The sequence below is a fragment of the Allobosea sp. NPDC055353 genome, assembly GCF_053644975.1.
This window is the reverse complement of record NZ_JBSHMC010000002.1, coordinates 331,906-357,200: the sequence shown is the minus strand read 5'-3', so window position 1 is coordinate 357,200 and position 25,295 is coordinate 331,906. Positions and strand designations below refer to the sequence as shown.

Below are 25,295 nucleotides of genomic sequence, written 5' to 3'. Positions count from 1 at the left end.
ACTATTCATTCGTTATTACGCATTTGACGCATATGTCGAGTGTTGCGACGCTCGCGTTTCAAACTGGAATGGTATGAAACGGGCGATTGCGATGGCGACCGAGAATCCAGCCTGGCGAGTGGCTCCGTGGGCCTATCTGAAGGAGCGGAAGCGCCCCTACGGCGTCTCGAAGAAGCCCTTCTCGCACTATGTGGCGATGCCTGACGGCTGCAGGCTCGCCGTTGATGTCTACCTGCCGCAGACTCCGGAAGGCCTTGCGGCCAAGGGGCCGTTTCCGACGATCACCATCTTTACCCCCTATTACCGCCGCTTCGCGCTGGCGGACACCACGAAGGGCGACGAGGTCACGCCTGGCTCCTTCCGCTATCGCGACAATTTCGTACCCGCCGGCTATGCGCTGGTGGTGATCGATGTGCGCGGCACGGGCGCGAGCTTCGGCACGCGCGACAGCTTCCGTTCGCCGCGCGAGCGCGAGGACTGCCGCGCCATCGCGGACTGGATCGTGGCGCAGCCCTGGTCGAACGGGGCGATCGGCGCCACCGGCGTGTCCTATCTCGGCGCGGCGTCCGACTTCCTCGCAAGCACCGGCCACAAGGCGGTCAAGGCGATCGCGCCGCTCTTTGCGGTCTGGGACACCTATTCCGACCATTATTATCCAGGCGGCATCCTGCTGAAGGAGCTGGCGCGGGTCTATGACGACCTGATGATCGCGATGGACCACGACCGGCGCGACCTGCTGAAGAACGTCGCCTATTACGCCAACCCGAACTATGCCGGCCCGCAGCCCGTGGACGAGGATGCGGACGGGGCGCTCTGCCGGCAGGCGATCACCGAGCATATCGGCAATTTCCACATGCCGGACTTCATCACCGAGTTCAAATTCAAGGGCGACACGCTGCCCTATGACCCGGAATTCACCTCGGCGAAGTTCAGCCCCTACGGCTTCTATGAGGGGATCGACCCGGAGGTGGCGGTCTATTCGGTCTCGGGCTGGATGGACGGCGCAGGCTACGCCAACGGCTCGATCAGCCGTTTCCTGACGCTGCCGAACCCGAAGCGCCATCTGCTGCTCGGCCCCTGGGACCATGGCGCGCGCATCGACTGCTCGCCCTGGCGGCCGAAGGTGGAGCCCGACTTCCCGATCGTCGGCGAAGTGCTGCGCTTCTTCGACGAGTACCTGATGGGGCTCGACACCGGGCTCCGCGACGAGGCGCCGATCCACTACTACACCATGCATGAGGAAGCCTGGCAGGAGGCGACCTCCTGGCCGCCGATCGAAGCCAGCGAAACGCTGCATTTCGACGGCGGTGCGCGCCTCTCGCCGCAGGCCGGCGATGCGGGCGCGGACGCGTATCAAGTCGATTTCAGCAGGGGCACCGGCGGCCAGACCCGCTATGAGCGCATCGCCGCGATCGACAGCCGCGACTACTATATCGACTGGCAGCGCCGCGACGAGGCGATGCTGCGCTACGATTCCGCGCCGCTGGAGCGGGACTGGCAGGTTTCGGGACATGTGATCGCCGATCTGCTTGTTTCGTCGAGCGAGCCCGACGCCGCAATTTTCGTGTATCTTTCTGAGGTCGAGGCCGACGCCACCGTGCGCTACGTCACCGAGGGGCTGCTACGGGCGTTGCATCGCAAGGAGAGCGAATGCCCGCCGGAGCATCGCACGACCTGGCCGTTCCGCAGCTTCACCCGGGCCGACGCCGCCCCGATGCCGGTCGGCGAGCCGCAGCGCCTGCATTTCGCGCTGCTGCCGACGTCGTGGACCTTCAAGGCAGGCAGCCGCATCCGCATCGCGATCGCGGGCGCCGATGCCGATCATTGCGGGCAGGTGCCGCATGGCCGGCCGCCGAAGCTGACGCTGCATCGCGGCGGCGCAACGAATTCGACGATCAGATTGCCGGTGAGGCCCGCAGTCTGAGAAGGTCGCAAGAGATCACGCCCGGTCATGAGGAGATGGGCGGGCGTGAAGACTGATCCTGAAACGGGACGTAGGGGAACGATGATGACAACTCGGATCATGACGGCGGCGTTGACCGTCGCGGCAGCGCTCGGCCTCGGGGCCGGCGCGGCCCAGGCCGGCAAGGCGGACGACACGCTGGTCTTCGCCTCGGCCAGCGAAGTCGACACGGTCGATCTTTACTACCAGAACCTGCGCGAGGTCGTGATCATCGCGCAGCAGATGTGCGACACGCTGATGTATCGCGACCCGATCAAGGGCGAATACAAGCCGCTGCTCTCGACCGGCTATCGCTGGATCGACGATAAGACGCTCGAGTTCAAGCTCCGCAAGGGGCTGAAATTCTCGAACGGCAAGGAGCTGTCGGCGGCCGACGTCGCCTACACCTATAACCACGCCCGCCAGCCCGACAGCGGCGTGGTGACGAGGCTCCTGGTCGACTGGATCGAGAATGTCGAGGCGCCCAGCGCCGACACGGTGATCTTCAAGGCCAAGGCGCCGACGCCGGCCGCGATCGAATACTTCTCCGGCATCACGCCGATCTATCCGGAAGGGCATTACGACAAGGCGCCGACCGTCGACACCGGCGGCAAGGCGCGGCGCGACTGGGGCGCCGTCCAGCCGGTCTGCATCGGCCCCTACAACCTCAAGGAGTTCAAATCCGGCTCCTCGGTGACGCTGGTCAAGAACGACGCCTATTTCGCCGACAGCCCGAAGGGCAAGCCATCGATCGGCACGCTGATCTACAAGACCATCCCCGACACCGACACCCAGCTCGCCGAGCTGGTGACCGGCGGGCTCGACTGGATCTGGGGCGTGCCGTCCGAGAACGCCAAGCAGCTCGCCGCGATGCCGAGCGTCACGGTCAAGGCCGCGCCGACGACGCGCATGTCGTTCCTTTCGCTCGACGCGGCGGGTCGCTCCGGCGACAACCCGATGAAGGACGTGCGCGTCCGCCGGGCGATGTTCCACGCCATCGACCGGGCGGCGATCTCGCGCGAGCTCGTCGGCGAGGGCTCCGAGGTGCTGCGCTTCATGTGCGACGCCCGCCAGTTCGGCTGCGACACCAAGACCGAGGAATATGCCTACGACCCCGCCAAGGCCAAGGCGCTGCTGAAGGAGGCCGGGCATCCCGACGGCTTCACCATCCCGATCTACGCCTATCGCGACCGGCCCTACACCGAGGCGGTGATGAACTATCTGCGCGCCGTCGGCATCAAGACCGATCTACGCTACCTGCAGTGGCGGGCGCTGCGCCCGATCCTGCAGGAGGGCAAGGCCGAGGTGGCGCATCTGAGCTGGGGCTCGCAGGGCGTGCTCGACGCCTCGGCCTCGGTGAGCAACTACTTCAAGTTCAGCATCGACGATTATGCCCGCGACGCGCAGGTGCGCGACTGGCTGCAGGCGGCGGACACCAGCGTCGACCCGGAGAAGCGCAAGGAGCTTTACGGCAAGGCGCTCGCCCGCATCAACGAGCAGGCCTATATGGTGCCGCTGTTCAGCTACGGCCGGACCTATGCCTTCAACGCCGAACTCGACCTGCCGGTGACGCCGGACGAGCTCGCCCACTTCTATCTGGCACGCTGGAAGAAGTGAGCATGGAGGCGGTCGCCGCAGCCTGATCGAACATCATGTTACGCTTTCTCGCGCGGCGACTGCTCGTCACCATGCTGGTGATCGCCTGCACCTCGGTGCTCGCCTTCTCGCTCGTCCATCTCTCCGGCGATCCCGCCGCGGCGATGGCGGGCGAGGGAGCTTCGCCCGCGGATGTGGAATCGATCCGCCGGCTCTACGGCTTCGACCAGCCGATCCACACGCAGTACTTCGCCTGGCTCGGCAAGATCCTGTCGGGTGAGTTCGGCCGGTCCTTCTATCTGCGCCAGCCGGTGGTGAGCGTGCTGGCCGAGCATGCGCCGGTCACCGCAAAGCTCGGCCTGTCGGCGCTCGCCTTCGCGCTGCTGCTCTCGATCCCGCTCGGCATCCTGGCCGGGCTCTATCGCGACACGGTGATCGACCGCTTCGCGCTCGGGCTCGCAGTCGCCGGGCAGGCGCTGCCATCCTTTCTGTTCGCGCTCCTGCTGGTCTACATCTTCGGCGTGCAGCTGCGCTGGTTGCCGATCTCCGGCTCGGCGACCTGGCTGCATTTCGTGCTGCCCTCGGTGACGCTTGGCTATTACGCGGCGCCTGCGCTGATGCGGCTGACGCGTTCGGGCATGATCGACGTGATGCAGTCCGACCATGTCCGCACCGCGCGGGCCTATGGCCTGCCAGCCTGGCGTGTCGTGCTTCTGCATGCGCTGCGCAGCGCCATCATCCCGGTCGTCTCGCTCGCGGCGGTGCAGCTCGGCTTCATGCTCGGCGGCTCGATCGTTGTCGAGACGGTGTTCTCGCTGAAGGGGCTGGGCCTGCTCGCCTGGCAGTCGATCCAGCGCTCCGATATCGAGGTGATCCAGTCCATCCTGCTGGTGATCGCGCTGATCTATGCGCTGCTGACGCTGCTGGCCGACCTCCTGAATGCCCTGATCGACCCGAGGATCCGCATCTCATGACGGCGGCGACACTCACGGCGATGAGTCCCCGCCGGCTCGCTTTGCACCGCCTGCTGCGGCATGGCAGCTTCTGGTTCGGCGGCGGCGCGATCCTGCTGATCCTGCTGGTCGCGCTCGTCGGGCCGCTGTTCACGCTCGACCCCGTGGCGCAGAACCTCGGCGCCCGCCTCGTCCCGCCGGTCTGGGACGTGCGCGGCAGCTGGGCGCATCCGCTCGGCACCGACCAGCTCGGGCGCGATCTGCTGGCGCGGCTGGTGGACGGCGCCCGCGTCTCGCTATTCATCGGCCTCGCGACGGTGCTGGTCTCGGGCCTGATCGGCACGGCGATGGGCATGGCCGCCGGCTATTTCGGCGGCCGCGTCGACCTCGTCATCAACTTCCTGATCACGATCCGGCTGACCCTTCCGGTGGTGCTGGTCGCGCTCGTGGTGGTCGCGGTCGTCGGTTCCTCGCTGACGGTGCTCGTCGTGGTGATCGGGCTGTTGCTCTGGGACCGGTTTGCAGTGGTCACCCGCAGCGCGACGCAACGGCTGGCATATAGCGACTTCGTCATCGCGGCGCGCGCCATCGGCTCCTCGACGCCGCGCATCCTGCTGGTCGAGATCCTGCCCAACATCGTCGGGCCGCTGATCGTGGTCGCGACCGTCGAGGTCGCCCATGCCGTGCTGCTGGAGGCCGCGCTCTCCTTCCTCGGCCTCGGCGTCAAGCCGCCGCTGGCATCCTGGGGGCTGATGGTGGCGGAATCGAAGAACCAGCTACTGTTCCGCCCCTGGCTGATCGCGATCCCCGGCGTCGCTCTGGTGACGCTGGTGCTGGCGATCAACCTGCTCGGCGACGCGCTGCGCGACGTCGTCGCGCCGGAGGGCCGGGCATGAGCGCCTTGATCGAGCTCGAGGATCTGAAGATCACGATCCCGACCGCACAGGGCCGCATCCTGCAGCCGGTGCGCGGCATCGCGCTCTCGGTCGCGCGCGGCGAGACGCTGGCGATCGTCGGCGAGTCCGGCTGCGGCAAAAGCCTCACCGCGCTCTCGCTGATCGGGCTCGTGCCGAAGCCCGGCCGCGTCGAGGCCTCCAGGCTGAGCTTTTCGGGACAGTCGCTGATCGATCTGCGCGAGGCGGAGTGGCGCAAGCTGCGCGGCCCGCGCATCGCGATGATCTTCCAGGATCCGATGACCTCGCTCGATCCCTGCTACACCATCGGCAGCCAGATGACCGAGGTGATGCGCACGCATCTGGGCATCGGCCGGTCCGAAGCGCGCGAGCAGGCGGTGTCTCTGCTGGCGCGGGTCGGCATTCCGTCGCCGGCGGCGCGGCTGGAGCAGTATCCGCACCAGCTTTCCGGTGGCCTGCGCCAGCGCGTGATGATCGCCATGGCCTTGTCCTGCGACCCGGACCTGATCATCGCCGACGAACCGACGACGGCGCTCGACGTCACCACCCAGGCGCAGATCCTCGGCCTGCTGGCGCAGCTGCAGGACGAGACTGGCGTCGGCATCATTCTGATCACGCACGATCTCGGCGTGGTGGCGACGATGGCCCACCGCGTCGCGGTGATGTATGCTGGGCAGGTGGTCGAGACCGGCGATACCGCAGCCGTCCTGACCGCGCCGGCGCATCCCTATACCGAAGGCCTGCTGCAGGCGATCCCGACCCCGGGACGCACCGCGCGGGGCGCTTTGCTGGGCTCGATCCCCGGGATCGTGCCGCCGCCGACCGGCGCGGTGAAAACCTGCCTGTTCATGGAGCGCTGTCCCTATGCGCGGCCCGTCTGCGCCGCGCCGGTGCCGCTCGTGCCGCAGGGCGGGGGGCGTGCCCTGCGCTGCGTCCGTCCCGTTGCGGAGCGGGCGGGCGAACCGGGTTTCGAAGAGCAAGGCGAGGTGGTGTCGTGAACGCGCAGGCCGCCCTGAGCATCGTCGGCGCGACGCGCGACTACGCCGTCTCCTTTCACGGCGAGCGGCGGACGCTCAGGGCGCTGCGCGGCATCGATCTTGAGGTGGGGCAGGGCGAGGTTGTCGCGATCGTCGGGGAATCCGGCTGTGGCAAGACCACGCTCTCGCGGCTGATGCTCGGCATCGAGCCGCCGAGCAGCGGCACCGTCGCTGTCGCCGGCAAGCCGATCGCGTCCTATCACCGCATCGAGCGTGCCGGGCTGATCCAGCCGGTCTTCCAGGACCCGTATTCCTCGCTCAATCCGCGCCAGACGCTCGGCAGCATCATCGCGGCGCCGCTCGCCGTGCGCGGCGAAGGCAATGCCCGCAGCCGCCAGGCCGCGGTGGCGGAGATGATGCAGGCCGTCGGCCTGCCGCCGCATCTGCTCAACGCCTATCCGAGCCAGATCTCGGGCGGGCAGCGCCAGCGCGTCGCGATCGCGCGCGCGCTGATCGCGCAGCCGCGCATCCTGATCTGCGACGAGCCGACCTCGGCGCTCGACGTCTCCGTGCAGTCACAGATCATCAACCTGATCGGCGCGCTGCAGAAGAAGCTCGGGCTGACTGTGCTGCTGATCAGTCACAACCTCGCCGTTGTCTACCACATGGCCGAGCGGGTGGCGGTGATGTATCTCGGCACGGTGGTCGAGACCGGGCGGACCGAGGAGTTGTTCGCGCGGCCGCGCCATCCCTATACGCGCTCACTGCTCGACGCCGTGCTGCCGCCGACGCCCGGGCAGCGCCCATCCTGGTCGGAGGTTATCGCCGAACCGCCGAACCCGGTCGAGCCACCGCCGGGCTGTCCGTTCAACCCGCGCTGCCCGCGGGCGAGTGACATCTGCCGCACGCAGATGCCGGAGCAGACCGCCGCCGCCGGGGGGATGTTCCGCTGCCACCACCCGCTCGAAGCGGCAGCGTGACGCCTCCACCGGAAGGTCGTGCGATCAGGCCGGATGAAACCGGCCTGGCGTTGCGAAACCAGAGCCACGCCCATCGATCTTTTCGCTGCAGATAGCGAAGTTGGCTCGACCAGCGCAGCGCCCGCTCGCGATACAGCTGGGTCCGAACTGGTACCGATGCCGACAGTTGAGCGGTTTCCGGCTTCGCTCCATCGATTGCCCGGCAGCGGCGCCGGGCAACCCATGTGCACAAGCCCTGGCCGTAGTGTAAGCGTGAGCCTGTCTACCGCTGATTCTTGTCCCGCCTCAGCAACCGGAGAACCCGCCATCATAGCGATTCAGGGCAAGACAGGGGTCACCGGAAAACCCTCCGATATCGCGAGCTCTGCGCTGCTGACTCATATGGTGGCACAGGTGACGGGTTTCGGCGTCGGCGATTTCGTGCATTCCTTCGGCGACACCCGTCTCTCTGTGAACCATCTCGGCCAGACCCGGCTGCAGCTCGCACGTGAGCTGCTGCCGAAGCTCCCGCTCAATCCGGCGGTGACGCGGCTGGAGGATTTCCAGTTCGAGGACGTCACGATCCCCGATTACGACCCGCATCCCGGCATCAAGGCTCCGATCGCAGCATGACCCTCTCCATCCGTTCCGCCCGCCCCGACGAGGCCGGGCTCGTGCTCGGCTTCATCAGGGAACTCGCCGAATACGAGAAGCTGCTGCACGAGGTTGTCGCGACCGAGGCCGAGATCGAGGCCGCGCTGTTCGGGCCGGACCCGAAGGCGTTCTGCGATATCGCCGAATGGGATGGCGTGCCGGTCGGCTTCGCGGTGTGGTTCTACACCTATTCGACCTTCAGCGGCCGGCACGGGATCTGGCTGGAAGATCTCTTCGTGCGGCCGGACCAGCGCGGGCGCGGCATCGGCAAGGCGCTGATCGCCGGGCTTGCGCGGCGCTGTGTCGCGGAGAAACTGCCGCGCCTGGCCTGGTGGGTGCTGAACTGGAACGAGCCCTCGCGCGTTTTCTACCGGGCGCTCGGCGCCACCGCGCAGGACGAGTGGACCGTGAAGCGGCTGGAGGGCGAGGCGCTCGCGCGTTTGGGCGCGGAGGTTTGAATCATGGAGAAACGTCCGATCGTGCTGATCGCGGCCGTCGCCGACAACAATGTGATCGGTGACGACAATCGGTTGATCTGGCGGTTGAAGGCCGACCTCAAGCACTTCCGCAGCCTGACGCTGGGGCGGCCGGTGCTGATGGGGCGCAAGACCTTCCTGTCGATCGGCAAGCCCTTGCCGGGGCGCGAAATCGTCGTTCTGAGCCGCGATTCCGGCTTCTCGGCGGAGGGGGTGAGCGTCGCGCGTTCGCTCGACGAGGGGCTTGAGATCGGACAGCGGCTGGCTGCGGCCAGCGGGGCGGATTCCGTCGTGGTCGCCGGTGGCGCCGAGATCTACCGCCAGGCCCTGCCGCTGGCCGACCGGCTCGAGCTCACTCTCGTCCATGCCAAGCCATCAGGCGACGCGCTCTTCCCCGACTGGGAGCGCGATGCCTTCGAGGCCGGTGCCAACGACCACCACCCGGCCGACGCCGAGAACGAGCACCCCTATACCTTCGTCACCTGGCGCCGACGCGGCTGATCGCCGCTTTCCATTCACGATGAATGGCTTGCGCCGTTGACGAATCCATGGCCCATGACCAAGTCAGCCCAGCGCCTTCGGCCGAAGGCGCTGACAAGCGGCCGTCATTTGCTTATGGCTTGGCCTCGACAGAACGAAAGGGAACGGCTCGAGAATGCCTTGGAGCAATCAGAGCGGCGGTGGCAGCGGCGGGGGAGGTCCCTGGGGTCAGCGCGGAGGTAGTGGTGGCGGCGGTCCCTGGGGCGGCGGTTCCGGCGGCGGCGGGGGCAACGGCAACCCGCCCGATCTCGAGGAAATCCTGCGGCGCAGCCAGGACCGGCTGAAGAACCTGGTTCCCGGCGGCAATATCGGCGGGCGCGGCCTGCTTCTCGGCCTTCTGGCGCTGATCCTGATCTGGCTCGGCTCCGGCATCTATTTCGTGCGGCCCAACGAGGTCGGCCTCAATGTCGTGTTCGGCCGCTTCGCCGGCAAGACCGGCGAAGGCCCGAACTGGAACTGGCCCTATCCGATCGGCAGCGTGATCAAGCCGCAGGTGACGAACGTCATCACCACCGAGGTCGGCTTCCGGACCGTCGAATCGATCCGGACCTCGCGCCAGACCGATGTCACCGAAGAAAGCCTGATGCTCACCGGCGACGAGAACATCGTCGACATCGATTTCATCGTGCAGTGGCAGATCGACCCGGCCGCGCCCGAGAACTACGTCTTCAACATCCAGGACCCGTCCGGCACGGTGAAGGCCGTGGCCGAGAGCGCGATGCGCGAGATCATCGGCCGGCGCAACATCCAGCCGGTGCTGACGACCGATCGCGGCGCGATCGAGACCGAGGTGCGCCAGCTGATGCAGGACACGCTCAACGGCTACAATGCCGGCGTGCGGATCAGCCTCGTCCAGCTCCAGAAGGTCGACCCGCCGCAGCAGGTCATCGACGCCTTCCGCGACGTCCAGGCGGCCCGCGCCGACCAGGAGCGCCTGCGCAACGAGGCGCAGACCTATGCCAACCGCGTCGTGCCCGAGGCACGCGGCCGCGCCGCGCAGCTGACGCAGGCGGCTGAAGCCTTCAAGGAGCAGACCGTCGCCGAGGCGCGCGGTCAGGCGAGCCGCTTCAACGCGGTCTACGAGCAATACAAGAACGCTCCGGGCGTGACGCGCGAGCGTCTCTTCCTGGAGACGATGGAACGCGTGATGGGCGGGACCGACAAGATCATCCTCGACTCGACGGGCAACGGGCAGGGCGTCGTGCCCTATCTGCCGCTCGACCAGCTCCAGCAACGGCGCCCGGCTCCGGGCCAGCAGCAGGGAGGGGCCCAGCGATGAACTCCCCCGTGTTGCGCGGCGTGCTCTTCTTCGCCGTCGTCGTCGTCGCCGTCGTGCTCTATGCGTCGACCTTCGTGGTCTCGCAGACGCAGTCGGCCCTCGTCCTGCGCCTCGGCGCCATCCGCAGCGTCGTCACGGCGCCGGGGCTGTATTTCAAGCTCCCGGCCCCGTTCGAGCAGGTCACCCTGCTCGATAACCGCATCCTCGATCTCGACCTCCCGGCCCAGGAAATCATCGCCTCGGACCAGAAGCGTCTCGTCGTCGATGCCTTCACGCGCTACCGGATCTCCGATCCGCTGCGCTTCTACCAGGCGGTCAACAACATCCCGCGGGCGAACTCGCAGCTCGCCTCGATCGTGAACGGCAACGTCCGCTCCGTGCTGGCGGAAGCCAGCTTCACGGCGATGGTGCGCACCGAGCGGACGCGATTGATGAACCGCATCCGCGACGACGTGAACCGCGAAGCGGCGCGTTTCGGCATGACCGTGGTGGATGTCCGGCTGCGGCGCGTCGACCTGCCGGCGGCCAACTCCGCGGCGGTGTTCCAGCGCATGCAGACGGAGCGCCAGCGCGAGGCGGCGGAAGCACGCGCGCTCGGCGGCCAGCAGTCGCAGGAGATCAAGGCCCGGGCCGACAGGGAGTCGACCGTGATCGTGGCTGAGGCGCAGCAGCACTCCGACGAGATCCGCGGCGCGGGCGAGGCGGAGCGCAACAAGGTCTTCGCCGAAGCCTTCGGCAAAGATCCGGAGTTCTTCGCCTTCTACCGCTCGATGCAGGCCTATGAAGCCAGCATCAAGCCGGGGGATACGCGGATGGTGCTGACGCCGGATTCGCCGTTCTTCCGTTTCTTCAACGGCCCGAACGCGCAGCGTCAGGACGGCCAGGCCACCGCTCCGGCGGCGCCTGCCCAGCCTGCGCCGGCCCGGCCCTGATCATGGCGAGCGACGCGGATGCTTGATTTCGTCGCGGCGCTCGGCCTGGTCTTCGCTATCGAGGGCATTCTCTTCGCCGCGATCCCGCATCTGGCGAAAGATGCTCTCCGCAGCGCCGCCGAAACGCCGGTGGACCGGATGCGGCTCATCGGCATCGGTTCGGCGGTGCTGGGCGTGATCCTGGTCTGGGTCGCGCGCGGCATCTGGTAGAAGGGGAGCAGGCACAGGATCGTGTTCGATGACATGATCGTGCGTCGCCCTTCCGCCGCATTTCGGAGTTCAATCATCGGGGGCGCCCGTCTGCCTCGCATGGTCCGGGCGCGCCTGCCTTTCATCGATCGGCCCGCACTTTCCGACATGAGGACCCCTATGGCATCGAACACCCTTTCCGCAGCCCGGCCTGTCCGCATCGCTCTCGCTGCCGGCGTCGCCGGCCTCGCGCTGCTGGCCGTGCCGGTGCTGGCGCCGGGGCATGCGCAGGCCAATACGCCGCTCCTCCAGGGGCAGACCTCGCTTGCCGATCTCGTCGAGAAGGTGATGCCGGCGGTGGTCAACATCGCGGCCGTCACCACCAACGACCAGAAGGGGCGCAACCTGCCGCAATTGCCGCAGCTCGGCCCCGATACGCCCTTCGGCGACCTGTTCGAGGAATTCTTCAACCGCCGCAATCAGCAGGGCGAGCGCCAGGCGCCGCAGCAGCGCCGCTCGCAATCGGCCGGCTCGGGCTTCGTCATCGATCCGTCGGGCATCGTGGTCACCAACAACCACGTCATCGGCGACGCCAACGAGATCACGGTGATCTTCAACGACGGCCTCAGGCTCAAGGCCGAGGTCATCGGCAAGGACACCAAGGTCGACCTCGCGGTGCTGCGCGTGAAGCACGACAAGCCGCTGCCGGCGGTGAAGTTCGGCGATTCCGACAAGATGCGGATCGGCGACCCCGTCATGGCGATCGGCAACCCGTTCGGCCTGGGCGGCTCGGTCTCCTCCGGCATCGTCTCGGCGCGCAACCGCGACATCAGCCAGGGTCCGTACGACACCTATATCCAGACCGACGCGGCCATCAACAAGGGCAACTCGGGCGGCCCGCTGTTCAACATGGCCGGCGAGGTGATCGGCATCAACACGGCGATCCTGTCGCCGACGGGCGGCTCGGTCGGCATCGGCTTCGCGGTGCCCTCGACGCTGGCGACCAATGTCGTCGACCAGCTCAAGGAGTTCGGCGAGACCCGCCGCGGCTGGCTCGGCGTGCGCATCCAGACCGTCGATGACGCCACTGCCGAGGCGCTGGGTCTCGGCACGGCGCGCGGCGCGCTCGTCGCCGGCGTCGATGAGAAGGGCCCGGCCAAGCCGGCGGGACTCGAGACCGGCGACGTGATCGTCAAGTTCGACGGCAAGGACGTGAAGGATTCGCGCGACCTGCCGCGCATCGTCGCGGCGACGCCGGTCGGCAAGGACGTGCCGATCGCGATCATTCGCAAGGGCAAGGAAGAGACCAAGACCGTCAAGCTCGGCCGTCTCGAGGATGGCGAGAAGGTCCAGTCGGCCTCGGCGAACAAGCCGGCGGCGGAGCCGGCCAAGCCCGCCGTCACGACCGCGCTCGGCCTCGAATTCTCGCCGCAGACGGACGAGCTCAGGAGGCGCTACACGATCAAGGACGGCGTCAAGGGCGTCGTCATCACCAAGGTCGACGCTAATTCGAACGCCGCCGACAAGCGCATCCTTGTTGGCGAACTGATCGTCGAGGTCGGCCAGGAGCCGGTCAACGCTCCGCAGGACGTGACCAAGCGGCTCGATGCGCTGAAGAAGGAGGGCAAGAAATCCGCCCTCCTGCTCGTCTCGAACGGCCAGGGCGAGGTCCGCTTCGTCGCCGTCTCGATGAACTGAGACCGGCTGTATAGGCAGAATGCGAAGGGCGGTCCGTCAGGGCCGCCCTTTTTCATGCGGTTGTCGATGTGCGCTATGTCTGCCCCGTCATTGCGAGGAGCGCAGCGACGAAGCAATCCAGGGGGACAGGGTTGGACGCTTCGACCCAGTCCCCTGGATTGCTTCGCTGCGCTCGCAATGACGGTTCTGCCTGGTGAAGGACCGGACTAGATACGGGGTGAAGTGGCGCGGATAGGGCGCCTGGAGAGACCGAGATGAAGATCAGCGAAATTCCCTTTGTCACCACCGACTGGTCGACGGTTCCCGTCGAGCGGCACGCAGGCGACAGCGGCGAGGCGACCTGGCGCGTCCAGCATTTCGGCCCCGAGGACAACCGCATCCGGGTGCGGATGGTCGAGTATTCGCCGGGCTATGTCGCCGACCACTGGTGCTCGAAGGGGCACATCATCCTGTGCCTCGAAGGCGAGATGGAGACCACGCTCGCCGACGGGCGCGTGCTGCCGCTGCGGGCCGGGATGAGCTATCAAGTCGCGGATAACGCGGAGGCGCATCGCTCCGCGACCAAGACCGGCGCGAAGCTTTTCATCGTCGATTGAGCAAGCCTTATCCAGAGACGCGTGTCATCCCCGGCGACCGCAGGGAGACCCGGGATCCATTCCGGAACGCTTCCGATAAAGGTTCCGGAATGGATCCCGGATCTTCGCTTCGCTCCGTCCGGGATGACCCACGGTTTTGAGCGTAAGGTCAGTTCCGCACGATCTCGCTGCCCGCATAACCCTGGGCATAGAGCAGGGCGGTGAGATCGGCATGGTCGAGCCGGGCGTTGGCTGCGGCGGCTACAGCGGGTTTGGCACGGAAGGCTGCGCCCAGTCCCGCTTCGCCGAGCATGGCGAGATCGTTGGCGCCGTCGCCGACGGCCATCGTCTGTTCCGGCGCCAGCTTGAAACGGGCGCGCAGTTCGATGAGGGCATCGAGCTTGGCCTGCTTGCCGAGGATCGGATCGGCGACCGTGCCGTTGAGGATGCCGTCATCAGCGAGCAGCGTGTTGGAGCGGTGCTCGTCGAAGCCGATGGTCTGGCCGATCGGACCGGTGAAGACGGTGAAGCCGCCCGAGACGAGGGCGGTGTAGCCGCCATTCGCCCGCATGGTCTGGACGAGCGCGCGCCCGCCCGGCGTCAGCGTGATGCGGTCGCGGATGATCTCGCCGACGACGGAAAGCGGCACGCCTTTCAGCAGGGCGACGCGCTCGCGCAGCGCCGGCTCGAATTCGATTTCGCCGCGCATCGCCCGCTCGGTGATGGCTGCGACATGCTCCTTGAGGCCAACGAAGGCGGCGAGCTCGTCGATGCATTCCTGGCCGATCATGGTCGAATCCATGTCGGCGAGGAACAGTGCCTTGCGACGCGTCGCCGCTGGCTGGACGATGACGTCGATCGCGGCGCCCTCCAGCGCGTTACGGATATCGGCTTCGAGCTTGCGCGCGTCGGCGGCTTCCGCGAAGAGGTCGGCAGCGACCGCGCCGTCGAGCACAGCCGTGCGGTCGATGCCGGGCAGGGCGCGGGCGAGGCGGGCCAGCAGAGCGTCGTCGACGAGCGCCTGGCCATGGGCGGATACGAGTGTGGCGGCGAGCATGTGAGGAACCGGGTGAAGGCGGCAGGGGAATTCGGCGCGGTGCTCATCGCAGGTCCGACCGCGAGCGGCAAGTCGGCGCTGGCGATCGAGATCGCGCGCCGCACCGGCGGCACCGTCGTCAATGCCGATTCCATGCAGGTCTATGCCGATCTGCGCGTGCTTTCGGCGAGGCCGAGCGAGGAAGAGGAGGCGATGGTGCCGCATCGCCTCTACGGGCATGTCGATGGCGCGGTGAACTATTCGGCGATGCGCTATGCCGCCGATGTGACGTCTTTGCTGGCGCAGCTGCGGCAGCGTGGCTCCCTGCCGATCCTGGTCGGCGGCACCGGGCTCTATTTCAAGGCCGTCACAGAAGGCTTTTCGGCGATGCCGCCCGTGCCGGACGATGTCCGGGCTGCCTTCCGTGCCGATGCCGAAGGGCGCGAGACGGCTGCGCTCCATGCCGAGCTTGCGGCCTGCGACCCCGCCATGGCGGAGCGATTGCGCCCGAGCGACCGGATGCGGATCATGCGGGCGCTGGAGGTTTTCCGGGCTACGGGGCGTTCGCTGGCGAGCTTCCAGGGAGAGCGCGAGCCGGGGCCGCTGGGTGGCGTGCCGATGCTGCGGCTCTTCGTGCATCCCGACCGCGAGGCGGCGAAGGAGCGGATCGACCGGCGCTTCGAGATGATGATGGGCGAGGGTGCACTCGACGAGGTCGCGCAGTTGAAGCGGCGCGGTCTCGATCCCCTGCTGCCGATCATGCGCGCCCATGGCGTGCCCGGCCTGATCGCCCATCTCGACGGCGCGATCACCCTGGACGAGGCGATCCGGCGCGGCCAGGCCGATACGCGTGCCTATGCCAAAAGGCAGGTGACGTGGTTCCGCCACCAGATGGAAGGCTGGGAAGCGGTTGCGCCAGCGGCTGCGCTGGAGGCGGCCGTCCGGCGCCTCGGCTGCTGAAGGTCAGGCTGCTTCGGCGACAGGAAGCGGGTCGGCGAGGCCGAGGCGGTTGCGGCCCTCGTTCTTGGCGCGATAGAGCGCCTGGTCGGCACGGGCCGTCAGTGATGCCAGCGTTTCGCCGGGGTGGCGGGCAGCGATGCCAAGGCTCGCCGTCACCTTGAGCGCCAGGGTTTCGGAGACCGGCATCGCGCGGCTGAGCAGGGCGTCCTGGATCCGACGGGCACTCGCTGCGGCGGAGGCCAGGTCGCAGCCCTGCAGGAGGATGCCGAACTCCTCGCCGCCGAAACGGCCGACCAGATTGTGCTCGCTGCGATACTGGCCAAGCAGGAGGTCGGCGCAGGCGCGGATCACCGCATCGCCGGCCGGGTGGCCATAGGTATCGTTGACCTGCTTGAAATGGTCGAGATCGACGATGATCATCGCCAGTGCGGTGCCATCCGCCTCGCTCGCCGCGATGGCGGCATTCGCCTTGTCGGTGAAGGAGCGGCGGTTGAGCAGTGCGGTCAGCGGATCGGTCTCGGCGAGGCGGCGGAGCTCTTCCTCACGCTCCTCGCGCAGGCTGATCTCCTCGGAGAGGGCGCGGCGGGTGGCCCGTTCGCGGCCGATCTCGAGCGCCAGCGTGGCGGCGCGCATCTGCAAGGTCTGGTTGGCGACGGTGAGGTCGGTGATATCGGTCAGCGTCAGCAGCAACCCGTCGCCCAGGGGGGCGATCGCGACCCTGAGCCAGGTCGTTGCGCCGTCATGCGTGAATGAGGTTTCCAGGGTGTCGGCGCGCTGCAGGTCGATGGCGAAGAGGCAGCGTCGCCAGACCGAAAGGTCGGACAGGAAGGTCAGGCTCTCGCGGCCGTCGGTATCGAGCAGGTCGGTTTCGGGGCGCCCGCTCAATTCGGCGGCACGCCGGTTGGCTGTGACGACGACGGCTTGCTCGATCTGGCCGGCGGCGTCTCGGATGGCGCGCAGGGCGACGATGCCGCTGGGCGAGCTTTCAAGCACGGCGTTGAGCAGATCCTCGCGAAACTGCATCGGCCGGCTGAAGGCGACGACGAAGCGGCGCCCGTCATGCGTGACAGTCGGCAGGATGAGACGCTCCCACAAGGCGACGCGCACCGTCTCGGTCGAGCGATGCACGGTATAGAGCGGCCGGTCCTCGGCCAGGGCCTGGTCGAAGCTGTCGGCCGAGAAGCGGGCAACCTGCTCGCGCATCCCCGAGAGGCGCTGCCCGAGACGGCTGGCGCCGGAATAGCGGATGAGCTCGCGCCCGAAATGCAGCCAGCGATAGTCGCCGTCGTCGGTCGGTTCGAGGATCATCAGGTCCTCACCGAAATCCGGGAGCAGCGCGGCTGCGAGCTCTTCATAGACCACGGCCGAGCCGTCGCGGCGATGAAGCGCGAAGCGGCGCAGGATCTGCGCGATCTCCGGCGCGTGTCCGCGCGCCGCGATATTCTCGGTGTGGACTTCGTAATACATATCCGTCCCGGTTCGAGCGCGCGGAGGCTAAGGGGGAACGCATTGAAAAATCGTTCTGCCACGGCAGTGGATTTTCCGGTGTGCCGCAGACCGGTCGGTAACCATGTTGTTGATGCTTGACCGGCCGCGCGCGCTCCGCTAGCGTTCGGCAACTTTCGTCAAGGATCACGAGCGCGATGCGCAAGCTTATTCTCGTAGAGGTGCGCTGGTAGGGGCCGGTTTTCAAACCGGGCGTCCCCAACGCCAGCGCACGCCCAGGCCCCTCCGAGGGCCTTTTTTATTGCCCGCATTCCAGACAGATCAGAAGACCAGCCGCAGGAGAGCGTAATGAGCGAGATGATGACCGGCGCCGAGATGGTCGTCCGCGCGCTTCAGGATCAAGGTGTCGAGCACCTGTTCGGATATCCGGGCGGCGCCGTACTTCCGATCTACGACGCCATCTTCCAGCAGGACAAGGTCAAGCACGTGCTCGTCCGCCACGAGCAGGGCGCGGTCCACGCGGCCGAAGGCTATGCCCGCTCCGGCCCCGGCAAGGTCGGCTGCGTGCTCGTCACCTCCGGCCCCGGCGCGACGAACGCCGTCACCGGCCTGACCGACGCGCTGCTCGACTCGATCCCGCTCGTCGTCATCACCGGCCAGGTCCCGACGCATCTGATCGGCTCCGACGCCTTCCAGGAATGCGACACGGTCGGCATCACCCGCTCCTGCACCAAGCATAACTATCTGGTGAAGAGCATCCACGACCTGCCGCGCATCCTGCACGAGGCGTTCTACGTCGCCGCCAACGGCCGCCCGGGCCCGGTCGTGATCGACATCCCCAAGGACATCCAGTTTGCCTCGGGCTCCTACACCCGGCCGCGCGACAACCAGCACAAGACCTACCGCCCGGTGGTCAAGGGCGACCTGAACAAGATCAAGGCCGCGGTCGAGCTGATCGCCGGCGCGAAGCGCCCGGTCTTCTATACCGGTGGCGGCGTGATCAATGCCGGCCCGCATGCCTCGGCGCTGCTGCGCGAACTGGCGCGGCTGACCGGCTTTCCGGTCACCTCGACGCTGATGGGACTGGGCGCCTTCCCGGCGGCCGACAAGCAGTGGCTCGGCATGCTCGGCATGCACGGCACCTACGAAGCGAACCTCGCGATGCATGACTGCGACGTCATGATCAATATCGGCGCGCGCTTCGACGACCGCATCACCGGGCGCATCGACGGCTTCTCGCCGCGCTCGAAGAAGATCCATATCGATATCGATCCGTCCTCGATCAACAAGACGGTCAAGGTCGATATCGGCATCGTCGGCGATTGCGCCCATGTGCTCGAGGACATGGTCCGGATCTGGCGCGAGACCGGCGCCCAAGCCGACAAGACCGCGCTCGCCGCCTGGTGGACGCAGATCGAGGGCTGGCGCGGGCGCAAGAGCCTCTCCTACAAGCGCTCGGACACGATCATCAAACCGCAATACGCGCTGGAGCGCCTCCATGCGTTGACCAAAGATCGCGATACCTACATCACGACCGAGGTCGGCCAGCACCAGATGTGGGCGGCGCAGTATCTGCATTTCCAGGAGCCGAACCGCTGGATGACCTCGGGCGGCCTCGGCACGATGGGCTACGGCCTGCCGGCTGCGATCGGCGTGCAGATGAAGCATCCCGAGGCACTGGTCATCGACGTCGCCGGCGAGGCCTCGATCCTGATGAACATGCAGGAGATGTCGACGGCGGTGCAGTACCGGCTGCCGGTGAAGATCTTCATCCTCAACAACGAGTACATGGGCATGGTGCGCCAGTGGCAGGAGCTGCTGCATGGCGGGCGCTATTCGGAGAGCTATTCGCAGTCCCTGCCGGACTTCGTGAAGCTCGCGGAAGCCTATGGCGGCCACGGCATCCGCTGTTCCGACCCGGCCAAGCTCGACGCCGCGATCATGGAGATGATCGAGACGCCCGGCCCGGTGATCTTCGACTGCCTCGTCGCCAAGGAAGAGAACTGCTTCCCGATGATCCCGTCGGGCAAGGCCCATAACGAGATGATCCTGCCCGATTTCGAAGGCGATACCGGCGAGATCATCGACGCCAAGGGCAAGCAGCTCGTCTGAGGTCGAATCCTGTAGCTGTCATCCCGGACAAGCCGCTTAAGCGGCGCCGACCCGGGATCCATTCCTGAACCGTTCCGGAATGGGTCCCGGGTCTGCGCTTCGCTGCGCCCGGGACGACCCCGAGAAATGGGCTAGGAACACCATGGCTACCATCGGTCTGATCGGCGGGATGAGCTGGGAATCGACTGCGGTCTATTACCGGCTCCTCAACGAGGGCGTGCGCGCCCGTTCGGGCGGGCTGCACTCGGCCGACGTGCTGCTGCATTCGGTCGATTTCGCGGGGATCGCCGAGATGCAGGCGAAGGGCGACTGGGCGGCGGCCGGGGCTGCGCTGGCCGCGAGCGCGCGCCGCCTGGAACAGGCCGGAGCCTCCTGTCTCGTGCTGTGCACCAACACCATGCATAAGGTCGCCGACCAGATCATCGCCGCGACGAAGCTGCCCTTCCTGCATCTCGCCGATGTGACGGCGCGGGCGGTGCTGGCTTCGTCCTCACGCCGGCCACTCCTGCTGGCGACGCGCTTCACCATGGAGCAGGGCTTCTATCGCGACCGGCTCAGGGCCTTCGGCGTCGAGGCGCTGGTGCCGGCTCCCGAGGAACGTGACGACGTTCATCGCATCATCTACGAGGAACTGTGCCGCGGGCGGGTCGAGCCGGCCTCGCGTGAGCGCTACCGCGCCATCGTCGCGCGGGCGGCCAAGGAGGAGGGCGCCGACGGCGTCATCCTCGGCTGCACCGAGATCGGCCTCCTGCTCTCGCAGGGCGATGTTTCCGTCCCGGTGTTCGACACCACGGCCCTGCATGTCGCGGCGGCGCTCGATTTCGTCGACGAATGGGAGGTTGCCGCGGCATGAAGCTTCTGATCGGCAATAAATGCTATTCGTCCTGGTCGCTCAGGGCCTGGCTTCTGATGCGCGCGAGCGGGATCGCCTTCTCCGAGCAGCTCGTGCAGCTCGACGAACCCGGCTTCAAGGAGGCGATCTTCGCGGCAGCGCCCGGCAGCGGCGGAACCGTGCCGACGCTTGTCGATGGCGAGATCGCTGTCTGGGAGACGCTGGCGATCTGCGAATATCTGCATGACACGCAGCCGCAGGCCGACATCTGGCCGCGCGACAAGGCCGCTCGTGCCCATGCGCGCGCCATCTCCAGCGAGATGCATGCGGGCTTCACGGCCTTGCGCGGTGCCTGCCCGATGAATCTCGGCAAGCGCTTCGCCGCGCGCGGCCGTGGTCCGGGCGTCGCTCGCGATGTCGAGCGCCTCACCGGGCTGTGGCGACAGGCGCGCGAGCGCTTCGGCGCCGGCGGGCCTTTCCTGTACGGCGCCTTCTCGGCGGCGGATGCGATGTTCGCGCCGGTCGTCACGAGGCTCGATACCTATGGCATCGCCGTCGATCCGGTCTCGCAGGACTATATGCAGGCGATCCTCGCGCTTCCCGCCTATCGCGAGTGGCTTGCCGCGGCGCTGGCCGAGCCCTGGATCGTAGCGCAGGACGAGGTCGACGAACCCGCCCTCGTCAACCTCCGCTGACCCCGATTTTTCTCGATTTCATCCGCTCCAACCGCCTCACAGGTCCGTCATGTCGAAGCCCGCTACCCATTACCCGAATGCTCCCAAGGCCCAGCCGACCGCGCGCCACACCCTGGCGGTGATCGTCGACAACGAACCGGGCGTTCTTGCCCGCATCGCCGGGCTGTTCTCGGGCCGTGGCTACAATATCGAGAGCCTCACCGTCTCCGAGACCGAGCATGAGAAGCATCTTTCGCGCATCACGGTTGTGACTTCGGGCACGGCCAATGTCATCGATCAGATCAAGGCGCATCTCGACCGGCTGGTGCCGGTGCATCGCGTTGTCGACCTGACCGAGCAGGGCGAGGCGCTGGAGCGCGAACTGGCGCTGATCAAGGTCGTCGGCAAGGGCGATCACCGCGTCGAGGCGATGCGGCTCGCTTCGGCCTTCGGCGCGCGCGTGCTCGATGCCTCGCTGACCTCCTTCGTCTTCGAATTGACCGGCGCGACCGAGGAAATCGAACGCTTCATCAAGACGATGACGGCGGTGGGGCTGACCGAAGTCTCGCGTACCGGCATCGCCGCGATGAGCCGCGGCCCGGACTCGATGTGACCACTGGCTCTTGCCGGTGACGCGCCGCTACGAGATCGCGGTTGCCGGCTGCGGGCCGGCGGGCTTGGCCGCTGCATTGCTGCTGGAGCGCGCCGGCCACCGCGTCACACTGGTCGAACGCTTTGCGACGCCGCAGCCGCTCGGCTCCGGTCTGATCCTGCAGCCGACCGGGCTCGCTGTGCTGCGCGAGTTGGGTCTTGCCGACGCGCTGATCGCGCGCGGCAGCCGCCTTGATCGACTTTATGGGTTGGGCTCGGCCACCGGTTCGGTTGTCCTCGACGTGCGCTATGCCGCACTCGGCCCTGATGCCTTCGGGCTCGGCATTCATCGGGGCAGTCTGTTCGAGGCCTTGTTCGCCGCCGTGGCGGCACGCGGGATCGCGGTCGAGACCGGCTGCGAGGTCACGGATCTCGAGAGCGGCAGCGGCGGGCAGGTTTCGCTCGCTCTGGAGAATGGCCGGAAGCTCGGGCCGTTCGACCTCGCCGTCGATGCCACGGGCGCGCGCTCGCCCCTGATCGGCCGGGCGTTGCGGCCGGTACGGCAGCGCCCGCTGGTCTATGGGGCGGTCTGGGCCAATGCACCGCTTGCGGCGGGGTTCGATCCGCATGCGCTTGAGCAACGCTATCACCGGGCGAGCGTGATGGTCGGCGTGCTGCCGATCGGCCGGCGGCCTGACGACGAGACGCTGCTCGCTTCCTTCTTCTGGAGCCTGAAGCCGGCCGAGCACGCGCAATGGTTGGCACGGGGGCTCGATGCCTGGAAGGCGGATGTGCTCAGGCATTGGCCAGAGACGACGCCGATGCTGGAGAGCATCACGTCAGCCGAGCAATTGCTGCTGGCCAGCTATCGGCATCACACCTTGCCGGTCCCGGCCGGGCGCGGCCTCGCCTTCATCGGCGATTCCGCCCATTCGACCAGTCCGCAACTGGGGCAGGGCGCCAATATGGGTTTGCTCGATGCCTTCGCGCTGGCCGCGGCGCTGAACGAGGCCGCGGATATCGTTGGGGCGCTCGATCGTTACGCGGCGCTGCGGCGTTTCCATGTCCGGCTCTACCAGGCGGCGAGCCGCCTGTTCACGCCGTTCTACCAGTCCGACAGCCACCTGCTGCCGCTGCTCCGCGACCGGCTCGTGCCGCCGCTGGCGCGCCTGCCGGGCATCGACAGGCAACTGGCCCTGCTCGTCGCGGGGCTGTATGGCGATCCCTTGCGGGCCCTGAAGCTAGGACCGGCCTTCCCGACATTGTCCACCATCGCGAGTGCCAGGGCATGATGACACCGAGCCTCGAACAGATCGCGCTTCTCCTCGGCATCGCCGGCTTCGGCTGCTTCGCCTGGCCGATCATGATGCGCCTTTCCGGCAAGGGGCAGGCCGAGCCGCTCGGCAGCGGCAAGAGCCTGCGTTCGCCGCTCTGGTGGGTCGGTTTCCTGCTGACGATCGCAGCGATCTTCCTGCAGCGCATCGCCAGCCAGCAGGCCGGCTGAGCCTCAGCCGCTGAAGCCGCCCTCGTCGAGGAAGGCGCGCTCCTGCGCGGTAGTCTCGCGGCCGAGTACCGGATTGCGATGCGGGAAGCGGCCGAAATCGCGGATGATGTCGCGGTGGATCTCGGCATATTTCACGCCGTCGGCATCATCGGCGGCGGTGCAGAGTTCGATGCAGCGCTCCTGATCTTCCAGTCCTTCGGAATGCATGAAGGGCATGTAGAAGAAGCGCTTCTCCGGCGGCTGGTAGGCCTCGTCGAAGCCGCGGGCGATTGCGCGCTCAGCGATCTCGACCGCTTGCGTGTCGGTGGCGAAGGCGCGCGGGCTGCCGCGGAACATGTTGCGCGGGAACTGGTCGAGCAGGATTAGCAGGGCATAGACGCCCTCGGCTGTTTCCTCCCAATCGGCGAGCTTGCCTGCGGCGGCGGCTTCATGGGCGGGCAGGAAGCGCCGGGTGATCTCGGCGTCGAAGGCCGCATTCTTGAGGAACCATTTTTCGGGGCCTGCCTCGCGCCAGAAGCTGACGACGGCATTGGCGCTGGGCAGGGTCATGGGTGGCTCCGTTCCTCGAACTCAGATGATCGAGAGATAATTCTTCTTCGGCCATCCGCCAGTCGCGAATAACGCTTGCGGGCCAGCCACCGCTGCGATAGATGCCTGAACCGTAACGTACGGTACTGGATTATTCCCGCCCCATGACGCGAGCTGCTGCAGAGACGCAAGGCGAGGCGCTGACAGCGCGCCAGCAGGCCGTGCTCGATGCCGTGCTGAGCCTGATGGTCGAAAAGGGCAGCGGCCTGACCATGACCGCCGTGGCGCGGCGCGCGAGCTGCTCCAAGGAAACGCTCTACAAATGGTTCGGCGACCGCGACGGTTTGCTGACCGCGACCGTGCAGTGGCAGGCCTCGAAGGTGAGGGCCGGCAATTACGACCGGCAGAATCTGGATGCCGGCACGCTGCGCGAAAGCCTCAAGGGCTTCGCCACGAACTGGCTGGAAGTGATCACCTCGCCGACCTCGATCGCGCTCAACCGCATCGGCATCAGCCAGGCGGCGTCGCGTGATGGCAATCTCGGCTCGATCGTGCTGGCCAATGGCCGCTTCGCCATCGGCGAGCGCCTGAAGCCGGTGCTCGATGCGGGGCGCGAGGCGGGGCTGCTCGCCTTCGACGATACAGAGACGGCTTTCCGCACCTTCTTCGGCCTCGCCGGCCGCGATGTTCAGATCCGCCTCCTGCTCGGCGATACGCTGACGCTGAGCCGGGCCGAGATCGCCGCTGATGCCGAGCGGGCGACCGAGCAGTTTCTCACCCTCTACGGCGCGGGGCGACATGCCTCGGGCCGGGACAAGTCCAACGCGTGACAAAGGAGACACCCATGCGCGTTTATTACGATCGTGATGCCGACATCAACCTGATCAAGGGCAAGAAGGTCTGCATCGTGGGCTACGGCTCGCAGGGCCACGCCCACGCGCTCAACCTGCGCGATTCCGGCGTCAAGGACGTCATCATCGCGCTCAAGGCCGGCTCGGCCACGCGCAAGAAGGCCGAAGAAGCCGGCTTCAAGGTCATGACCCCGTCGGAGGCTGCCAAGGTCTCGGACATCATGATGATGCTGACCCCGGACGAGCTGCAGGGCGACATCTATCGCGACGAGCTGCATGCCAACATGAAGGAGGGCGCGGCTCTCCTGTTCGCGCACGGCCTCAACGTCCATTTCAACCTGATCGAGCCGCGCAAGGACCTCGACGTGCTGATGGTCGCCCCGAAGGGCCCCGGCCACACCGTCCGCTCCGAGTATCAGCGCGGCGGCGGCGTGCCGACCCTGATCGCGATCCACCAGGACGCGACCGGCAACGCCCATGACCTCGGCCTGTCCTACGCCTCGGCCAATGGCGGCGGCCGCGCCGGCATCATCGAGACCACCTTCAAGGAAGAGTGCGAGACCGATCTCTTCGGCGAGCAGGTCGTGCTCTGCGGCGGCCTGGTCGAGCTGATCAAGGCCGGCTACGAGACGCTGACCGAGGCCGGCTACGCTCCCGAGATGGCCTATTTCGAGTGCCTCCACGAGGTGAAGCTGATCGTGGACCTGATCTACGAGGGCGGCATCGCCAACATGAACTACTCGATCTCGAACACCGCCGAGTATGGCGAGTACGTCACCGGCCCGCGGATCATCACCGCCGAGACCAAGGCCGAGATGAAGCGCGTCCTCAGCGACATCCAGTCGGGCAAGTTCACCCGCGACTGGATGCTGGAGAACAAGGTCAACCAGACCTCGTTCAAGGCGACCCGCGCCCGCTACGCCGCCCATCCGATCGAGGAAGTCGGCGCCAAGCTCCGCGACATGATGCCGTGGATCAAGGCCAAGGCCCTGGTCGACAAGACCAAGAACTGAGCTGGCGACAGCCTGCATTGGCAATCGCCGATGCGGGCTTTCCAGATTGATTCAAGAGGTTCCG

General features: G+C 67.0%; 25 protein-coding genes and 1 pseudogene. 23 read left to right on the top strand and 3 right to left on the bottom strand.

All coding sequences use genetic code 11. The features are described from left to right. Nucleotides 1-91: 91 nt before the first annotated feature. From ACWIEX_RS15025 to ACWIEX_RS14960, 14 genes and pseudogenes are all read left to right on the top strand, one after another. Nucleotides 92-1,924, top strand: coding sequence for a CocE/NonD family hydrolase (locus ACWIEX_RS15025; protein ID WP_454033831.1), 1,833 nt, complete (start codon nucleotides 92-94; stop codon nucleotides 1,922-1,924). Between the two features lie 84 nt (nucleotides 1,925-2,008). After that, nucleotides 2,009-3,559 (top strand): ABC transporter substrate-binding protein, encoded by a 1,551-nt coding sequence (locus ACWIEX_RS15020; RefSeq protein WP_454033830.1) that lies wholly within the window; start codon nucleotides 2,009-2,011, stop codon nucleotides 3,557-3,559. 35 nt (nucleotides 3,560-3,594) lie between these two features. Beyond that, nucleotides 3,595-4,512 (top strand): ABC transporter permease, encoded by a 918-nt coding sequence (locus ACWIEX_RS15015; protein WP_454033829.1) that lies wholly within the window; start codon nucleotides 3,595-3,597, stop codon nucleotides 4,510-4,512. Next, nucleotides 4,509-5,387, top strand: coding sequence for an ABC transporter permease (locus ACWIEX_RS15010; RefSeq protein ID WP_454033828.1), 879 nt, complete (start codon nucleotides 4,509-4,511; stop codon nucleotides 5,385-5,387). The genes ACWIEX_RS15015 and ACWIEX_RS15010 overlap by 4 nt, the downstream gene beginning before the upstream one ends. After that, nucleotides 5,384-6,403, top strand: a complete 1,020-nt coding sequence (locus ACWIEX_RS15005; protein ID WP_454033827.1) for an ABC transporter ATP-binding protein — start codon at nucleotides 5,384-5,386, stop codon at nucleotides 6,401-6,403. Before ACWIEX_RS15010 ends, ACWIEX_RS15005 begins: the two co-directional genes overlap by 4 nt. Next, complete coding sequence (locus tag ACWIEX_RS15000) at nucleotides 6,400-7,362, top strand: ABC transporter ATP-binding protein (protein WP_454033826.1); 963 nt, start codon at nucleotides 6,400-6,402, stop codon at nucleotides 7,360-7,362. Before ACWIEX_RS15005 ends, ACWIEX_RS15000 begins: the two co-directional genes overlap by 4 nt. 339 nt (nucleotides 7,363-7,701) lie before the next feature. Then, nucleotides 7,702-7,974 (top strand): annotated as a pseudogene (locus tag ACWIEX_RS14995) (thymidylate synthase); the annotation flags it as partial. After that, nucleotides 7,971-8,453 carry a GNAT family N-acetyltransferase gene (locus tag ACWIEX_RS14990; protein WP_454033825.1) on the top strand — a complete coding sequence of 161 codons (483 nt, stop codon included), beginning with the start codon at nucleotides 7,971-7,973 and terminating at the stop codon, nucleotides 8,451-8,453. The pseudogene ACWIEX_RS14995 and the gene ACWIEX_RS14990, both read left to right, overlap by 4 nt. A gap of 3 nt (nucleotides 8,454-8,456) precedes the next feature. Further along, nucleotides 8,457-8,972 (top strand): dihydrofolate reductase, encoded by a 516-nt coding sequence (locus tag ACWIEX_RS14985; RefSeq protein ID WP_454033824.1) that lies wholly within the window; start codon nucleotides 8,457-8,459, stop codon nucleotides 8,970-8,972. 154 nt (nucleotides 8,973-9,126) lie between these two features. Beyond that, entirely contained in the window at nucleotides 9,127-10,290 is a 1,164-nt protein-coding gene (hflK, locus tag ACWIEX_RS14980; protein ID WP_454033823.1) for an FtsH protease activity modulator HflK, read from the top strand. Further along, nucleotides 10,287-11,222, top strand: coding sequence for a protease modulator HflC (gene hflC, locus ACWIEX_RS14975; RefSeq protein WP_454033822.1), 936 nt, complete (start codon nucleotides 10,287-10,289; stop codon nucleotides 11,220-11,222). Before hflK ends, hflC begins: the two co-directional genes overlap by 4 nt. An 18-nt stretch (nucleotides 11,223-11,240) precedes the next feature. Beyond that, on the top strand, nucleotides 11,241-11,432 hold the full coding sequence (locus tag ACWIEX_RS14970) for a DUF2065 domain-containing protein (protein ID WP_454033821.1): 192 nt from the start codon (nucleotides 11,241-11,243) through the stop codon (nucleotides 11,430-11,432). Between the two features lie 159 nt (nucleotides 11,433-11,591). Next, the gene (locus tag ACWIEX_RS14965; RefSeq protein WP_454033820.1) at nucleotides 11,592-13,109 is read left to right on the top strand and encodes a DegQ family serine endoprotease; all 1,518 of its coding nucleotides are present in this window, start codon (nucleotides 11,592-11,594) and stop codon (nucleotides 13,107-13,109) included. Between the two features lie 254 nt (nucleotides 13,110-13,363). Next, nucleotides 13,364-13,705, top strand: a complete 342-nt coding sequence (locus ACWIEX_RS14960; protein ID WP_454033819.1) for a DHCW motif cupin fold protein — start codon at nucleotides 13,364-13,366, stop codon at nucleotides 13,703-13,705. Nucleotides 13,706-13,853: 148 nt separating this feature from the next. Here the strand turns inward: ACWIEX_RS14960 and serB are convergent, their stop codons facing one another. Beyond that, complete coding sequence (gene serB / locus ACWIEX_RS14955) at nucleotides 13,854-14,741, bottom strand: phosphoserine phosphatase SerB (protein ID WP_454033818.1); 888 nt, start codon at nucleotides 14,739-14,741, stop codon at nucleotides 13,854-13,856. Here serB and miaA point away from each other — a divergent pair. After that, a complete protein-coding gene (miaA, locus tag ACWIEX_RS14950; RefSeq protein WP_454033817.1) occupies nucleotides 14,712-15,680 on the top strand; it encodes a tRNA (adenosine(37)-N6)-dimethylallyltransferase MiaA in 969 nt (322 codons plus the stop codon). The two genes, serB and miaA, sit on opposite strands and share 30 nt — an antisense overlap. A 3-nt stretch (nucleotides 15,681-15,683) precedes the next feature. On the opposite strand, the gene ACWIEX_RS14945 is transcribed toward miaA, so the two are convergent. Further along, nucleotides 15,684-17,147 carry a GGDEF domain-containing protein gene (locus ACWIEX_RS14945; protein ID WP_454033816.1) on the bottom strand — a complete coding sequence of 488 codons (1,464 nt, stop codon included), beginning with the start codon at nucleotides 17,145-17,147 and terminating at the stop codon, nucleotides 15,684-15,686. 327 nt (nucleotides 17,148-17,474) lie between these two features. On the opposite strand from ACWIEX_RS14945, the gene ACWIEX_RS14940 reads away from it, so the two are divergent. The 6 genes from ACWIEX_RS14940 to ACWIEX_RS14915 all read left to right on the top strand — a co-directional run bounded on the left by ACWIEX_RS14940 (nucleotide 17,475) and on the right by ACWIEX_RS14915 (nucleotide 22,839). Beyond that, nucleotides 17,475-19,238 (top strand): acetolactate synthase 3 large subunit, encoded by a 1,764-nt coding sequence (locus ACWIEX_RS14940; RefSeq protein WP_454033815.1) that lies wholly within the window; start codon nucleotides 17,475-17,477, stop codon nucleotides 19,236-19,238. Between the two features lie 142 nt (nucleotides 19,239-19,380). Continuing rightward, on the top strand, nucleotides 19,381-20,091 hold the full coding sequence (locus ACWIEX_RS14935) for an aspartate/glutamate racemase family protein (RefSeq protein ID WP_454033814.1): 711 nt from the start codon (nucleotides 19,381-19,383) through the stop codon (nucleotides 20,089-20,091). Next, nucleotides 20,088-20,765, top strand: coding sequence for a glutathione S-transferase family protein (locus tag ACWIEX_RS14930; protein WP_454033813.1), 678 nt, complete (start codon nucleotides 20,088-20,090; stop codon nucleotides 20,763-20,765). Before ACWIEX_RS14935 ends, ACWIEX_RS14930 begins: the two co-directional genes overlap by 4 nt. 49 nt (nucleotides 20,766-20,814) lie before the next feature. Then, complete coding sequence (gene ilvN, locus ACWIEX_RS14925; RefSeq protein ID WP_454033812.1) at nucleotides 20,815-21,357, top strand: acetolactate synthase small subunit; 543 nt, start codon at nucleotides 20,815-20,817, stop codon at nucleotides 21,355-21,357. Nucleotides 21,358-21,373: 16 nt separating this feature from the next. Further along, a complete protein-coding gene (locus ACWIEX_RS14920) occupies nucleotides 21,374-22,627 on the top strand; it encodes an FAD-dependent oxidoreductase (protein WP_454033811.1) in 1,254 nt (417 codons plus the stop codon). Continuing rightward, nucleotides 22,624-22,839: a hypothetical protein gene (locus ACWIEX_RS14915; RefSeq protein WP_454033810.1), complete on the top strand. Its 216-nt coding sequence runs from the start codon at nucleotides 22,624-22,626 to the stop codon at nucleotides 22,837-22,839. Before ACWIEX_RS14920 ends, ACWIEX_RS14915 begins: the two co-directional genes overlap by 4 nt. 3 nt (nucleotides 22,840-22,842) lie before the next feature. On the opposite strand, the gene ACWIEX_RS14910 is transcribed toward ACWIEX_RS14915, so the two are convergent. Continuing rightward, a complete protein-coding gene (locus tag ACWIEX_RS14910) occupies nucleotides 22,843-23,388 on the bottom strand; it encodes a DUF924 family protein (protein WP_454033809.1) in 546 nt (181 codons plus the stop codon). A gap of 143 nt (nucleotides 23,389-23,531) precedes the next feature. Here ACWIEX_RS14910 and ACWIEX_RS14905 point away from each other — a divergent pair, with 143 nt between their 5' ends. Continuing rightward, the gene (locus ACWIEX_RS14905; protein WP_454033808.1) at nucleotides 23,532-24,197 is read left to right on the top strand and encodes a TetR/AcrR family transcriptional regulator C-terminal domain-containing protein; all 666 of its coding nucleotides are present in this window, start codon (nucleotides 23,532-23,534) and stop codon (nucleotides 24,195-24,197) included. A gap of 14 nt (nucleotides 24,198-24,211) precedes the next feature. Beyond that, entirely contained in the window at nucleotides 24,212-25,231 is a 1,020-nt protein-coding gene (gene ilvC / locus ACWIEX_RS14900; protein ID WP_091840607.1) for a ketol-acid reductoisomerase, read from the top strand. Nucleotides 25,232-25,295 lie beyond the last annotated feature (64 nt).